Source organism: Rhodopseudomonas sp. P2A-2r (genome assembly GCF_026015985.1).
Classification (GTDB): domain Bacteria; phylum Pseudomonadota; class Alphaproteobacteria; order Rhizobiales; family Xanthobacteraceae; genus Tardiphaga.
In genome coordinates this window covers 1,105,197-1,118,789 of record NZ_CP110389.1, presented here as the reverse complement: position 1 = coordinate 1,118,789, position 13,593 = coordinate 1,105,197, and the positions used below count along the sequence as shown (strand labels likewise).

Genomic DNA, 13,593 nt, shown 5'->3' with positions numbered 1-13,593 from the left:
AAGCGAATCTCTCAAGTCTCGTGCAGGCTCCGCGGAGCGGCCCGAGGCATGCCGCGCCGCCTTGGGGACCCGGGCTCTACAGCGGCGGATCGATCGCTTCGTCATATTCCTTCTTGAAACGCGCGATCAATTCCGCCACCGGCACCACCTTGCCGACGCTGCCGATGCCCTGGCCGCTGCCCCAGATTTCCTTCCACGCCTTCGGCTTGGGGCGCTCGCCGTTGCTGTCGGTGCCGAAATTCATCTTGGTGGCATCGGATTCCGGAAGATTGTCGGGGTCCATGCCGGCAGCGACGATGGAGGGCTTCAGGTAGTTGCCGTGAATGCCGGTAAACAGGTTCGAGTAGACGATGTCCTCGGCAGCCGAGGCAGCGATCATGTCCTTGTAACCCGGCACGGCGTTGGCTTCGGTGGTGGCGATGAAGGCCGAGCCGATATAGGCGAAATCTGCACCGAGAACACGTGCAGCGCGGATCGCGCGGCCGTTGGCGATCGCGCCCGACAACGCGACGGGCCCGTCGAACCACTGCCGCGTCTCAGCGACAAAAGCAAGCGGCGAGATTTCGCCGGCATGGCCGCCGGCGCCGGCCGACACCAGGATGAGGCCGTCGGCGCCCTTCTCTACCGCCTTGTGTGCGAAGCGCTGATTGATCACGTCGTGAAACACGATGCAGCCCCAGCCATGCGCGGCCTGGTTCAGCTCCTCGCGGGCGCCGAGCGATGTGATCATCATCGGCACCTTGTGCTTCTCGCAGACGGCCAGATCGTGCTCGAGCCGGTTATTGGATTTATGCACGATCTGGTTCACCGCGAAGGGGGCCGACAGACGCTCCGGATGCGCCTTGTCATGGGCGGCAAGCTCTTCCTTGATCTGGCTCAGCCACTCGTCGAGCAATTCCGGCGGTCGCGCATTCAGCGCCGGAAATGAGCCGACGATGCCAGCCTTGCACTGCGCGATCACCAGCGCCGGCACCGAAATGATGAACAGCGGCGCACCGATCACCGGAATCGACAGGCGATTCTTGAACAAAGCAGGCATGGACATGGAGCTTCCTCGTCTTGTTTTTATTTTGCGCGAAACGGAATTTCCTTCGGCGCCTGCCCGTTGGGCCGGCGGACGATGCCAGAACCCAAGGCAGGAAAGCAATCGCGCGGTCGCGGAAATTCGCCGACCCCATACCCGTTTACTGGCAGAGCGCGCGGGTGACGTAGCTTTCAGTCTTGCAGACGTCGTCGGCCTTGTTGCCGGTCATAAAAGACTTTCGCGAGCAACTCTGGGCGGAGTCGGTGTCGAGGCTTTTGCCCTCGTTGAACCCCTTGCCCTGGCAGAGCTTGTCGGAGGCTGCCTTGCAATCCGGCGCGCCATTGGCCGACACCGGACAGACCACGCGTCCTTTGACCACCGTGGTCAGCTGGGGCAATCCGTCGCTGGATTGACCGAAATTGTTCAAAGACGGAAGGGCGGGAAGCGACGGCATCGCCGGCAGTGTCCATGTCGGCGCCTTGAACAACTTTCCCAGCTCATTCATGAGACCGGGATTGTCGCGCGTTTCAGGCACGGCCTCAGCCGGCACCGAGGCAGCCGGTGGCGCCTGTACGACGGGCGCGGCCTGATCCGGAGCCGGAGCGGGCGCGGCGGCAGGCGCGGGCGCGACCTGGATAATCACCGACTTGATTGGCGGAGATGGAGCTGGCGCCTGCGCCCGGGCGCCATCCATCGCGGCGATCATGAGCGCCACCAGGACGGCGATCGTGAAACTGCGATGGCGCGCGAACGCATTGATCGAGTCAGACATGACGCGAAACGTACCCCGAGCGTTGCTGCGGGGAAAGCGTCGCGGATCAGAGCAGGCGGAAAGCGATAATGAAGCCGAGCACCAGCACACCGGCGGCAAGCGCCACCCACAGGCCCAGACGCTTCTCGATGTTTTCGCGGATCCAGACGCCATAGCGGTTGAGCAGGATGGCCACCAGGAAGAACCGGCCGCCGCGGGCGATAAACGACAACCCGATGAACATCCAGATGTTATAATTGGCAAAGCCCGACGTGATTGTGACGAGCTTGAAGGGAATCGGCGTCAAGCCCTTCAGCAGGATGATCCAGGCCCCATACTCGGCGTAGCCGGCCCGGAACGCCTCGACCTTGTCGCCATAGCCATACAGCTGAATCAGCCAATGGCCGACCGAGTCATAAAGCAGGGCGCCGATCAGATATCCGACAATGCCGCCGGCCACCGACGTGACCGTGCAGACCAGGGCATAGAGCCAGGCCCGCTCCGGTCGCGCCAGCGACATCGGAATCAGCATCACGTCCGGCGGTATTGGAAAGAACGAACTTTCCGCGAACGACACGGCCCCCATCAACCAGATTGCATAGGGCTTGTGGGCGGCGTCGATGCACCAATCATAGATACGTCTGAGCATGGCGCGATGAACCACCGTGGCGTGGATTTGTCCATGCCGTGCGGCGATGAAATGTCAGGCGAGCTTTCGTCGTCGCGCGCCTTCGAGCGTGACAATTCGTCGCCCTGAGGGCTGGGCGTCGACCTGCCGGGGGCGTTTGGGAGGTTTGGGAAGCTTTTCGGCGATTCCGAACATCCGGTCTCGCCGGTCCATCTCGGCCCAGATCTGGCCAGGCTTCACGCCCACGGAGGCCCAGAGCACGGTGAGATTGTAAAGCAATTCGGCGCTTTCGCGGATTACAGCGTCCGGCCTGTCATTGACCGCGTCGATCACGACCTCGATGGCCTCTTCGGCCAGCTTCTTGGCCATCCTGGCGGGGCCGCGCTGGAACAGGCGCGCGGTTCGCGACGTGGCAGGATCGAGATCCTTGGCTGCGATCACTGCCCGGTAAAGACGATCCAGCGAATCACTCATGACAGCAGGCTAGCTGCAAACCGTGGTTAGCGGGTTAATGCGGATGAACCGCCAGATCTCACGACAATCGCCGGCCGCTCACACGACCGGCGATTGCCTGTTCCAATGCGGAATTGGTCGGAACGCTGCTGTTAAGCGTCAATAACCGCCGTAATAGCCCGGGCCGCCACCGTAATAGGCCGGCCCTCCGCCGTAATAACCGGGGCCGCCGCCGTAGTATCCGTGGCCGCCATAGTAGGCCGGGCCGCGATCATAGTAATAGTCGCGGCGATTTTGCGAGGCGGCGATCGCGCCGATGGTACCGACAATGGCACCGAACGCAGCCAGCCCGGCGGCATTACCACCGCCACGGCGATAGTGACGACGGCGCGCCGAACTGAAATCGGTCGAGGTCGATGCCGCATGGCTGTACGCGCCATCGGCAGCCGGTGCGGCCATCACAGCCGTCGGCGCCACTGCCGAAATAGCCACAGCCGCAACAGTAGCCAAAATGGCAGCGCGGCCTTTGGAATGAAACAATCCCGTACGAGTGAACATCTAAATGTCCTCCGTGGTCGTCTGGCCCTGCGGGCCTCGATCACTAACCACTTGGGTCACTATGAGTTCCCGAAGCCGAACCGGAGCTGAACGATCGGTGGCGGAATAAAGGCGCTCACCTGACGTTCACGTTTGATCGCGCAGGATGATGAGGGCAAGATGCCGCAGCCGCGGTCATCAATCCAACATGCCGGAATGGCAACTGTCGCCCTCCGACTTGGTGTTAGTGCCTCAATGCGTAGTCTTGCGACGATATTCTCACGGCGGCTTCTGGCTTTCTGGCTCAGCACATTGAGCCTTGCCGCTATCCCTGCGACACATGCCGACGAAGCCCGGCCTCCCGTCGCGGTTCAGTTTTCACTTGATCGCGCCATCGATGCGGTGGCTGCGCCGTTCGTCATGGCGAGCACGCGCGGCCTGTTTCGTGCCGAAGGGCTGAACGTCTCAACCAACGTCGCCAGCGGCACGCGCGACACCATCACCCGCATCGCCTCGGGCGCCAGCGATCTGGCGCTGGCCGATCTCAATGCCCTGATCCGCTACCGCGACGGCGCCGATGCGGCCCCGGTGAAGGCAGTCTTCGTATTCCTCAACAAGGCGCCCTACGCCATCGTGGCGCGACACAGCCGCGGCGTCTCGGCGCTGAGCAGCCTCGACGGCAAGACCATCGGCGTCGCCGACGGCGATCTCGCGATCCGGCTATGGCCGGCACTGGCGCGGCGCAACGGCATCAAGCTGGCCAACGTCAAGCAGGAGAAGATCAGCCCCGCGGTGCGCGAGCCCATGCTGTCTGCAGGCCAGCTCGATGCCGTGACCGGATTTTCCTATCTGTCGGCGGTCAATCTGCGTAACCGCGGCGTGCCGGCCGACGATCTTGCGGTATTTCGCTATGCCGATTACGGCTCCGTGGCCTACGGCACGGTGGTGATCGTCAATCCGAAATTTGCTGCGGACCGGCCGGAGGCGGTGCGCAGCTTCCTGCGCGCGGTGACCGCCGGCATGCGGCTCGCCATCAGCCAGCCGGCGCAGGCGATCGATGACGTCATCGCCCAGATGGACGGCGGGTCGCGCGAGCTCGAACGCGAACGGCTGCGCATCGTGATGCACGACAACATCCTGACCGACGACGTCAAGCGCGACGGGCTCGGCGGGCTCGATCCCGCCCGCTTCGAGGCATCGCTCGGCGAGATCGCGGAGGATTTCAGCTTCCGCAAACGGCCGTCAGTCGCCGATATTTTCGACGGCACCTTCTTGCCGGACCCGGCGGGGCGCAAGATCGACTGAACAACTGGCGCGAGCCGCTGTATTCCGCCGTCGACCTTGCCTAGAATGGCTTGTGGCGGCGTTGCGGCAAACCTGTGGCAGCCTACCGCAAGTCCAATCGTCAGTCCCTGAGCTCCCTGGCAGGCCTCCCCTCCATGATCCGACTTTACACCCGCGTGCTGCAACTGCTGGGCAAGGAGACGCGGCTCGGCTGGATCCTGGCTGGCGCCAACCTGCTGCTGGCCGCGGCGCAATTCGCCGAGCCGGTCTTGTTCGGCCGCATCATCGACGTGCTGTCGGGTAACCTGTCCACCGGCGCGCTGGAAACCAGGGTCGGCTCGCCATGGCCGCTGCTGGCCGCCTGGGTGGGCTTCGGCCTGTTCACCATCGGCTGCGGCGCCATCGTCGCGCTGAACGCCGACCGGCTGGCGCATCGCCAGCGTCAGGCGGTGCTGACCGACTATTTCGAGCACATCATGCAGCTGCCGCTCACCTATCACACCGGCACCCATTCCGGCCGGCTGATGAAGGTGATGCTGCAGGGCACCGACGCCCTGTGGCGGCTGTGGCTCGGCTTCTTCCGCGAGCACTTCGCCTCCATCGTGTCGCTGATCGTGCTGCTGCCGCTGTCGCTGTACATCAACTGGCGGCTGGCGACCCTGCTGTTCATCCTGTGCGTCGTCTTCACGGTGCTGACCACGCTGGTGGTGCGCAAGACCTACGGGCTGCAGAGCGAGGTCGAGGGCCACTACAGCGACCTCTCTGCGCGCGCTTCCGATGCGCTGGGCAATGTCGCACTGGTACAGAGCTTCGTCCGCGTCGACGCCGAGGTGCAGAGCCTGCGCAGCGTCGCCAGCCAGTTGCTGGCGGTGCAGATGCCGGTGCTGTCGTGGTGGGCGCTGGTCACGGTGATGACGCGCGCCTCCACCACCATCACCGTGCTGGCGATCTTCACCGTGGGCATCGCGCTGCATCAGCAGGGCCTCACCACGGTCGGCGAGATCGTGATGTTCGTCTCCTTCGCCACCATGCTGATCCAGAAGCTCGAGCAGGTGGTCAGCTTCATCAACAGCGTGTTCATGGAAGCGCCGCGGCTGCAGGAATTCTTCAACGTGCTGGACGCCGTGCCGGCGGTGCGCGACCGCATCGACGCCATCGATCCCGGCCGCCTGCAGGGCCTCGTCGAATTCAACAACGTATCGTTTTCCTATGACGGCAAGCGGCCGGCGATCGCCGACCTGTCCTTCACCGCGCTGCCGGGGCAGACCATCGCGCTGGTCGGCGCCACCGGGGCCGGCAAGTCGACGGCGATCGCGTTGCTGCATCGGGCTTTCGATCCGCAATCCGGCGTCATCAAGATCGACGGCATGGACGTGCGGGGCCTGACCCTGGCGGGGCTGCGGCGCAACATCGGCGTGGTGTTCCAGGAGGCGCTGCTGTTCAACCGCTCGATCGCCGACAACCTGCGCGTCGGCAAGCCGGATGCCACCGAGGAGGAGATGCGCACGGCCGCACGCCGCGCCCAGGCGCTGGATTTCATCGAGCGCAGCGAACGCGGCTTCGAGACCAATGCCGGCGAGCGCGGGCGCATGCTGTCCGGCGGCGAGCGGCAGCGGCTGTCGATCGCCCGCGCGCTGCTGAAGGATCCGCCGATCCTGATCCTCGACGAAGCCACCAGCGCACTCGACGCGGTCACCGAAGCCAAGGTCAACGTCGCTCTCGATGAAGTGATGAAGGGCCGCACCACCTTCGTGATCGCGCACCGGCTGTCGACCATCCGCAACGCCACGCGCATTCTCGTATTCGAGGGCGGCCGGGTGATCGAAAGCGGAACGTTCGACGAACTGGTGGCGCAGGGCGGCCATTTCGCGGCGCTGGCGACGGCGCAATTCATGGTGCAGGAGAATGCCCGCGCGAGCCTGAACCTTCCCGAAGCAGGCCCGGCCATGGCCGCGGCACCGGGACACGTCGAAATTTAGCCGCCTTCATCGCCGATTTAGCGTCACCGGCCACTGTTCCGACGCTGTCAGCCGGTATAGGTTTGGCCCCACCGCAGCCGATTGATGGCCCGCCTGCCTGGCGGCCTGAACGTCAATTTCCAGGATTTCAGCGCGCTGCGCCCGGCGCCGCGCGCTGGTCGCAAAGGACCGGAATCGGATAGTGCAGTTTTTGTTCGCCCCTCGCCTGCCGCTGAAGTGGATCATGGTCGCCGCCGCGCTTTCGCTGGCGCCGCTCGCCCCCGCACCGCTCAAGCCGAGGCGCTGCTGGTGGTCGAGGTCGATACCGGCAAGGTGCTGCAGGCGGAAAACGCCACCTATCCGTGGTATCCGGCCTCCGTCACCAAGCTGATGACCGCCTATGTGACGCTGAAGGCGGTCAAGGACGGACGGCTGTCGCTGGACACGCTGGTGTCGGTCTCGCCGACCGCGGCGGCGCAGTCGCCCTCCAAGATGGGCCTCAGGCCCGGCACCCAGCTGACCATCGATAATGCGCTGAAGATGATGCTGGTGAAGTCGGCCAACGACATGGCCGTGGTGCTGGCCGAGGGCGTCGGCGGCTCGATCGATGGCTTCTCCGAGCAAATGAACGCTACCGCGCAGAAGCTCGGCATGACCCAGACCCATTACGTCAATCCCAATGGCCTGCCGGCCGACGGACAGGTCACCTCGGCCCGCGATCTGGCCATCCTGGCCCGCGCCATCATCCACGACCTGCCGGAATACGAGTATTTCGTGCACATCCCGTCGATCCGTTTCGGCCGCAGGGTGACGCAGAACTTCAACCGGCTGATCGGCCGCTTCCCGGGCGCCGACGGCATGAAGACCGGCTTCATCTGTGCGTCCGGCTACAATCTGGTGGCCACCGCCACGCGCAACGGCAAGCGCCTGATCGCCGTGGTGCTGGGCGCGTCCTCCGGTCAGATGCGCGCGGTGCGCGCCGCCCAGCTGCTGGAACGCGGCTTTGCCAGCAATTCGCTGACCTGGCTGCGCCCGGCCATGGGCACCGTCGACAATCTGGCGCCGATCGACGCCGCCCCGCCGAACCTGCGCGACGAAATGTGCGGACCCAAGCGCAAGCGCCCGGCCAGCGACGAGGACGAAAACGTGGCCAGCGACAGCTCCGGCGAGAGCCCCAGCCTGACCTTCTTCAGCGCCGGCCTGCAGCCGCCGACGCTGCGCCCGGTCGACATGATCGCCGCCGCCCCTGCCCCGTCGGAGCCGGTCATCGTCTATACCGGCCCGAAAAAGACCGGCGCCGAGCTGATCGCCGCCAATGCCGTGGAAGAGGCCAAGCAGACGCCGAAGCCGAAGGCAGGCAAGAAGCGGGTCGCCGGAAAGAAGCCGGACGCCGCGGCCGACGCCAAGGACACCAAGCCGGCGGCGACTGCCGAAGCCAAGCCGGATGCGAAGCCCGCCAAGCGGGTCAGCGTCAAGCTCGACACCGCCAAGCCCGACGCGCCGAAGCCCACGGCAGCCAAGCCCGCAGCGGGCGCTGCCAAACCGGCAGCAGCAGCGGCGGCCAAGCCCAAGTCGGCCGCCAAGCCGGCGCCGAAAGCCACCACCGGCGAGGCCAAGCCCGCCGCCGCGACGTCGCCGCGCTCGTAGCCCTCCTCACCGCCATCCATTGCTGCGACGCGCCTTGCCTTTGAGGCGGCGTATGCCCAATACTTCCCCGAAATAATGCATCGAGGGGAAATACGATGGAGCGCATCTGGCTCAAGCAGTATCCGGCGGGCGTCCCCGCGGATATCGACGTGACGCAATATCCGTCGCTGGTCGCGCTGCTGGAAGAGAGCTTTGCGAAATTCCGCGACCGCAAGGCGTTCATCTGCATGGACAAGTCCATCACCTATCGGGAGCTGGACGAGATGTCGGTGGCGCTGGGCGCCTACCTGCAGAGCAAGGGACTGGCCAAGGGTGCGCGGATCGCGCTGATGATGCCCAACGTGCTGCAATATCCGGTAGCCACCGCCGCGGTGCTGCGCGCCGGCTATGCGGTGGTGAACGTCAATCCGCTCTACACGCCCCGCGAACTCGAACACCAGTTGAAGGACTCCGGCGCCGAGGCGATCATCGTCCTGGAGAACTTTGCCGCCACGGTGCAAAAGGTCATTGCCAGGACTGCGGTGAAGCATGTCATCGTCGGCAGCATGGGCGACATGCTCGGCTTCAAGGGCCTGATCGTCAATCTTGTCGTGCGCAAGGTGAAGAAGATGGTGCCGGCCTGGTCGCTGCCCGGCGCGGTGCCGTTCAACGACGCGCTGTCAGCCGGCCGCGGCATGACGTTCGCCAAGCCGGCGATCGGTCCCGACGACGTCGCCTTCCTGCAATATACCGGCGGCACCACCGGCCTTTCCAAGGGCGCCACGCTGCTCCACCGCAACATCCTTGCCAACGTACTGCAGAACGATGCCTGGCTGCAGCCGGCGCTGCGCAAGCCGCCCCATGTCGACCAGCTGTTCATCGTCTGCGCGCTGCCACTGTATCATATCTTCGCGCTGACGGCCTGCTTCCTGCTGGCGATGCGTGCCGGCGGCGTCAACCTGTTGATCCCCAATCCGCGCGACATGCCCGGCTTCGTCAAGGAGCTGCTGAAGTATCAGATCAACAGCTTCCCGGCGGTCAACACGTTGTTCAACGGTCTGCTGCACACGCCGGGCTTCGACCAGGTCGACTTCTCCAAGCTGAAGATTTCCAACGGCGGCGGCATGGCTGTGCAGAAGGCGGTGGCTGAGAAGTGGCTGAAGGTCACCGGCTGTTCGATCGCGGAAGGCTACGGCCTGTCGGAGACGGCGCCGACCCTGACCTGCAATCCCGCCGACGTCGAAGAGTTCAATGGCAGCATCGGCGTGCCGGTGCCCTCGACCTGGATTTCGATCCGCGACGACGACGGCAACGAGGTGCCGCTCGGGTCGCCGGGCGAGATCTGCGCCAAGGGACCGCAGATCATGTCGGGTTACTGGAACCGGCCGGACGAGACTGCAAAGGTCATGACTGCCGATGGCTTCTTCCGCACCGGCGACATCGGCATCATGACGGCGGACGGCTACACCAAGATCGTGGACCGCAAAAAGGATATGATCCTGGTCTCCGGCTTCAACGTCTACCCGAACGAGGTCGAGGACGTCATCGCCAGCCATCCCGGGGTGCTGGAATGCGCGGTGGTCGGCGTTCCCGACGAGCGCACCACCGAAGCCGTCAAGGCCTTCGTGGTGAAGAAGGACCCGAACCTGACCGCAGCAGACATCATCAAGTTCTGTCATACGGAGCTCACCAACTACAAGGTGCCGAAGCAGATCGAATTCCGCGACGCGCTGCCCAAGACCAACGTCGGCAAGATCCTGCGCCGCGAGTTGCGCGACGAAAAGAAGCAGGCGGCGGCGTAACTCGGAATCTTGTCCCGGACGCGCTGCAGCGCAGGCGATGCGAAAGCATCGCCGACAACGCTGCTGCGCAGATCCGGGACCCAGATTCTTTGGATCGCCACCGGGACCCCGGATCAGCAGCGCACCACGGCGCAATCGCGCCGCGTTGCGCAGCATCCGGGGAACGCCCGTGGGGCGGCCTCCGCTTGCGTGCGCCGAATATTGTGCGCGTCATGCAGCCGGTCTAAACACACCCACCCATCCTTCAGGAGAGATCTGCGATGACCATCAAAGTTGGCGACAAGCTGCCCGAGGCGAAGTTTCGCGTGATGACCGCGGAAGGTCCCGTCGAGAAAACCACCGACGACGTGTTCAAGGGCAAGAAGGTCGCCCTGTTCGCCGTGCCCGGCGCCTATACCGGCACCTGCCACAAGATGCATCTGCCGAGCATCTTCCTCAACGCCTATGCGATGAAGGACAAGGGCGTCGACACCATCGGGATTGTCTCCGTCAACGATGCCTTCGTGATGAACGCCTGGAAGAAGGACACCGACCTGCGCGACGAGGCGATCTTCCTCGCCGACGGCAATGCCGATTTCGCCAAGGCCATCGGCCTGGAAATGGACGGCTCGGGCTTCGGCCTCGGCATCCGCTCCAAGCGCTACTCGATGCTGGTCGAAGACGGCGTCGTCACCAAGCTCAACCTCGAGCCGAACGCCGGCAAGGTCGAAGTCTCAGGCGGCGATACGCTGCTCGAACAGCTTTGAGCTGAGGCGGCCTCGCAACAAACACTACTGTCATCGCCCGGCCTGGCGCGCAATTGCGCGCCTGGACCGGGCGACCCAGTATTCCGGGAGGCCGGTGACAAGCACCAAGGTCTGAGGCTACTGGATCACCCGCATTCGCGGGTGATGACAATTGTGGGTATGTTGAGCGCGAGAGCAGCGCCCTCGCTACTTCCTGTTTCTATTCTCCGCCAGACCATCGCGCGACAGCTGATCGGCGCGTTCGTTCTCGGCGTGGCCGGCGTGGCCCTTGACCCAGTGCCAGCGCACGGTGTGGGTATGCAGCGCGGCGTCGAGGCGCTGCCACAGGTCGACATTCTTCACCGGCTTCCTGTCGGCGGTCTTCCAGCCGTTTTTCTTCCAGCCGTGGATCCAGCTCATGATGCCGTTGCGCAGGTACTGGCTGTCGGTGTGCAGATCGACGGTGCACGGCTTCTTCAGCGCCTCCAGCGCCGAGATCGCGGCCATCAGCTCCATGCGGTTGTTGGTGGTGTGCGGCTCGCCGCCCTTCAATTCCTTCTCGACCTCGCCGAATTTCAGGATCGCGCCCCAGCCGCCGGGACCGGGATTGCCGGAGCAGGCGCCGTCGGTGTGAATGATGACGGGAGTGAGAGCAGTCACGTGGGCAATCCCTAGGCTTCGACGCCGTAATCGGCCATGCAGCGCACGGCCTGATGAAACCGCAGCTTGCGGACGTATTCCAGCGGGTCTTTCGGACGCACCAAAGCGCCGGCGGGCACATTGAGGAAGTCGACCAGGCGGGTCAGCAGGAAGCGCAGCGACGCGCCGCGCGCCAGCAGCGGCAATGCACCCTGCTCGGCATCCGACAGTTTTCGAACCTTCTCATAGGCGGACAGAAACGCCCGCGCCTTGGTGACGTTGAAGGAATGATCGGCCTCGAAGCACCAGGCGTTGAGGCAGATCGCAACGTCGTAAGCCAGCATGTCGTTGCAGGCGAAGGTGAAGTCGATGATCCCCGACAATTGGTCGCCGAGGAAGAAGGCGTTGTCGTTGAACAGATCGGCGTGGATGACGCCTTCGGGCAGATCCTTCGGCCAGACCCCGCTTTCCAGATAGTCCAGCTCGGTGGCGATCAAGTCGCGCAGGCCGTGCTGGACCTCGTCGGCGCGTGGCGCCGCCGCATTGAACAGCGGCCGCCAGCCCGACACAGACAGCGCATTGGCGCGCGGCATGGTGAAATCCTGGCCGGCCAGATGCAGCTTCGCCAGGCCTTCGCCGATCCCCGCGCACTGCGCGACATTCGGCTTGCGCGGCCAGACGCCTTCGAGAAAATCGATGATGGCGGCGGGACGGCCGGCCAGCGTGCCGAGCATGGTGCCGTCGCGCATCTTGACCGGCTGCGGGCAGCTTATGCCGCGCGACGCCAGATGGCTCATCAGAGCGAGAAAGAACGGCAGGTCGTCCTTTGCCACGCGCTTTTCATAGAGCGTGAGGATGAACGAGCCCTTGCTGGTGTGCAGCAGGAAGTTGGTGTTCTCGACGCCCTCGGCGATGCCCTTGTAGGACATGAGCTCGCCGATGTCGTAACGCGCCAGATACGCCGCGAGCTCGTCGGCGGCGACGTCGGTGTAAACCGCCATGCGCTTAAGCGGCGTCGGGGCGCAATGAGCGCGGCAGCGGGAAGAACTCGTTTTCTTCCGCGGCCGACACCGTCTCCACATGCAGTTCGTAGCGCTCGGCAAAGGCGCCCATGATCTCCTCGACGATCACCTCCGGCGCCGAGGCGCCTGCGGTGATGCCGAGGCTCTTGATGCCGTCGAACATCGACCAGTCGAGATCGCTCGCGCGCTGTGCCAGCACCGAGACCTTGCAGCCCTCGCGCTCGGCGACCTCGCGCAGACGCTGCGAATTCGACGAGTTCGGCGCGCCGACCACGATCAGCGCATCGACCACCGGCGCCACCTTCTTGACCGCGAGCTGGCGGTTGGTGGTGGCGTAGCAGATGTCTTCCTTGTGCGGCCCGTTGATGGTCGGGAAGCGCTGCTTGAGCATGGCGACGATTTCCGCGGTGTCGTCGATCGACAGCGTGGTCTGGGTCACGAAAGCGAGGTTGTTGGGGTCCTTCGGGGTGAAGGTGGCGGCATCCTGGGCGGTCTCGATCAGCATTACCGCGCCGGCGGGCAGCTGGCCGAGGGTTCCGACCACTTCCGGATGGTGCGAATGCCCGATCAGCAGGATCTCGCGGCCGCGCTTGAAATGGATCGCCGCCTCGCGGTGCACCTTGGTGACCAGCGGACAGGTGGCGTCGAGGGAGAAGAAATTGCGCTGTTTGGCGTCCGCCGGCACCGATTTCGGCACGCCATGGGCGGAAAATACCACCGGTGCACTGGTATTGTCGGGGATTTCGGCCAGTTCCTCGACGAAAATCGCGCCCTTGGTGCGCAGGCTGTCGACCACATATTTGTTATGGACGATTTCGTGCCGGACATAGACCGGCGCGCCATGGATCGCCAGCGCCCGCTCGACGGTATCGATGGCCCGGACCACGCCGGCGCAGAAGCCGCGGGGGAACAAAGCACGATTTTCAGGGGCGGTTTGGCCGTCATGATGGGAATCCAAGGGTCATCTAAGGTCCGGAGCCCCCGGAAGAGCGGGTGCAAAGCGGTCATTTCGACGGGACAATAAGGCAAAGAGCCTGTTTCAGGAAGCACTTGGCCTCCCAAGAAAGCACTTGGGGCCCGATCGCCGCGCTGTCAAGGCCGAACAGTCTTCCATTGCGGAGTTAGGCCGGGACAGACTATATAC

Annotated in this window: 12 protein-coding genes and 1 pseudogene; 5 read left to right on the top strand and 8 right to left on the bottom strand. The window is 64.3% G+C overall.

All coding sequences use genetic code 11. The annotated features are described in order from the left end of the window. Window positions 1–76: 76 nt before the first annotated feature. From ONR75_RS05220 to ONR75_RS05200, 5 genes are all read right to left on the bottom strand, one after another. Complete coding sequence (locus ONR75_RS05220) at window positions 77–1,045, bottom strand: NAD(P)H-dependent flavin oxidoreductase (RefSeq protein ID WP_265081683.1); 969 nt, start codon at window positions 1,043–1,045, stop codon at window positions 77–79. A 139-nt stretch (window positions 1,046–1,184) separates the two neighbouring features. Then, window positions 1,185–1,895 (bottom strand): hypothetical protein, encoded by a 711-nt coding sequence (locus ONR75_RS05215; RefSeq protein ID WP_265081682.1) that lies wholly within the window; start codon window positions 1,893–1,895, stop codon window positions 1,185–1,187. Then, entirely contained in the window at window positions 1,843–2,424 is a 582-nt protein-coding gene (locus ONR75_RS05210; RefSeq protein ID WP_265081681.1) for a YqaA family protein, read from the bottom strand. Before ONR75_RS05210 ends, ONR75_RS05215 begins: the two co-directional genes overlap by 53 nt. Window positions 2,425–2,478: 54 nt before the next feature. Further along, window positions 2,479–2,877, bottom strand: a complete 399-nt coding sequence (gene hisE / locus ONR75_RS05205) for a phosphoribosyl-ATP diphosphatase (RefSeq protein WP_265081680.1) — start codon at window positions 2,875–2,877, stop codon at window positions 2,479–2,481. A gap of 138 nt (window positions 2,878–3,015) precedes the next feature. Next, on the bottom strand, window positions 3,016–3,414 hold the full coding sequence (locus ONR75_RS05200) for a hypothetical protein (RefSeq protein WP_265081679.1): 399 nt from the start codon (window positions 3,412–3,414) through the stop codon (window positions 3,016–3,018). A 234-nt stretch (window positions 3,415–3,648) separates the two neighbouring features. Between ONR75_RS05200 and ONR75_RS05195 the strand changes: the two genes are divergently transcribed. The 5 genes from ONR75_RS05195 to ONR75_RS05175 all read left to right on the top strand — a co-directional run bounded on the left by ONR75_RS05195 (window position 3,649) and on the right by ONR75_RS05175 (window position 10,809). Then, window positions 3,649–4,698 (top strand): ABC transporter substrate-binding protein, encoded by a 1,050-nt coding sequence (locus ONR75_RS05195; RefSeq protein ID WP_413776439.1) that lies wholly within the window; start codon window positions 3,649–3,651, stop codon window positions 4,696–4,698. A gap of 134 nt (window positions 4,699–4,832) precedes the next feature. Next, window positions 4,833–6,656, top strand: a complete 1,824-nt coding sequence (locus ONR75_RS05190) for a glucan ABC transporter ATP-binding protein/ permease (protein ID WP_265081677.1) — start codon at window positions 4,833–4,835, stop codon at window positions 6,654–6,656. 84 nt (window positions 6,657–6,740) lie between these two features. Further along, a complete protein-coding gene (locus tag ONR75_RS05185) occupies window positions 6,741–8,282 on the top strand; it encodes a D-alanyl-D-alanine carboxypeptidase family protein (protein ID WP_265081676.1) in 1,542 nt (513 codons plus the stop codon). A gap of 95 nt (window positions 8,283–8,377) precedes the next feature. Beyond that, entirely contained in the window at window positions 8,378–10,063 is a 1,686-nt protein-coding gene (locus ONR75_RS05180; RefSeq protein WP_265081675.1) for a long-chain fatty acid--CoA ligase, read from the top strand. A gap of 260 nt (window positions 10,064–10,323) precedes the next feature. After that, window positions 10,324–10,809 (top strand): peroxiredoxin, encoded by a 486-nt coding sequence (locus tag ONR75_RS05175; RefSeq protein ID WP_265081674.1) that lies wholly within the window; start codon window positions 10,324–10,326, stop codon window positions 10,807–10,809. A 186-nt stretch (window positions 10,810–10,995) separates the two neighbouring features. On the opposite strand, the gene rnhA is transcribed toward ONR75_RS05175, so the two are convergent. The 3 genes and pseudogenes from rnhA to ispH all read right to left on the bottom strand — a co-directional run bounded on the left by rnhA (window position 10,996) and on the right by ispH (window position 13,394). After that, a complete protein-coding gene (gene rnhA, locus ONR75_RS05170) occupies window positions 10,996–11,448 on the bottom strand; it encodes a ribonuclease HI (RefSeq protein WP_265081673.1) in 453 nt (150 codons plus the stop codon). Window positions 11,449–11,459: 11 nt separating this feature from the next. Next, entirely contained in the window at window positions 11,460–12,428 is a 969-nt protein-coding gene (locus tag ONR75_RS05165; protein WP_265081672.1) for a homoserine kinase, read from the bottom strand. A gap of 4 nt (window positions 12,429–12,432) precedes the next feature. Beyond that, window positions 12,433–13,394, bottom strand: a pseudogene (gene ispH, locus ONR75_RS05160) (4-hydroxy-3-methylbut-2-enyl diphosphate reductase). Window positions 13,395–13,593 lie beyond the last annotated feature (199 nt).

What these genes read in the sequence shown, in the direction of transcription:
- ONR75_RS05220 (WP_265081683.1), bottom strand. Translation starts at nt 1,045, where the DNA reads ATGTCCATGCCTGCTTTGTTCAAGAATCGCCTGTCGATTCCGGTGATC.
- ONR75_RS05210 (WP_265081681.1), bottom strand. Translation starts at nt 2,424, where the DNA reads ATGCTCAGACGTATCTATGATTGGTGCATCGACGCCGCCCACAAGCCC.
- hisE (WP_265081680.1), bottom strand. Translation starts at nt 2,877, where the DNA reads ATGAGTGATTCGCTGGATCGTCTTTACCGGGCAGTGATCGCAGCCAAG.
- ONR75_RS05200 (WP_265081679.1), bottom strand. Translation starts at nt 3,414, where the DNA reads ATGTTCACTCGTACGGGATTGTTTCATTCCAAAGGCCGCGCTGCCATT.
- ONR75_RS05195 (WP_413776439.1), top strand. Translation starts at nt 3,649, where the DNA reads ATGCGTAGTCTTGCGACGATATTCTCACGGCGGCTTCTGGCTTTCTGG.
- ONR75_RS05190 (WP_265081677.1), top strand. Translation starts at nt 4,833, where the DNA reads ATGATCCGACTTTACACCCGCGTGCTGCAACTGCTGGGCAAGGAGACG.
- ONR75_RS05185 (WP_265081676.1), top strand. Translation starts at nt 6,741, where the DNA reads ATGGCCCGCCTGCCTGGCGGCCTGAACGTCAATTTCCAGGATTTCAGC.
- ONR75_RS05180 (WP_265081675.1), top strand. Translation starts at nt 8,378, where the DNA reads ATGGAGCGCATCTGGCTCAAGCAGTATCCGGCGGGCGTCCCCGCGGAT.
- ONR75_RS05175 (WP_265081674.1), top strand. Translation starts at nt 10,324, where the DNA reads ATGACCATCAAAGTTGGCGACAAGCTGCCCGAGGCGAAGTTTCGCGTG.
- ONR75_RS05165 (WP_265081672.1), bottom strand. Translation starts at nt 12,428, where the DNA reads ATGGCGGTTTACACCGACGTCGCCGCCGACGAGCTCGCGGCGTATCTG.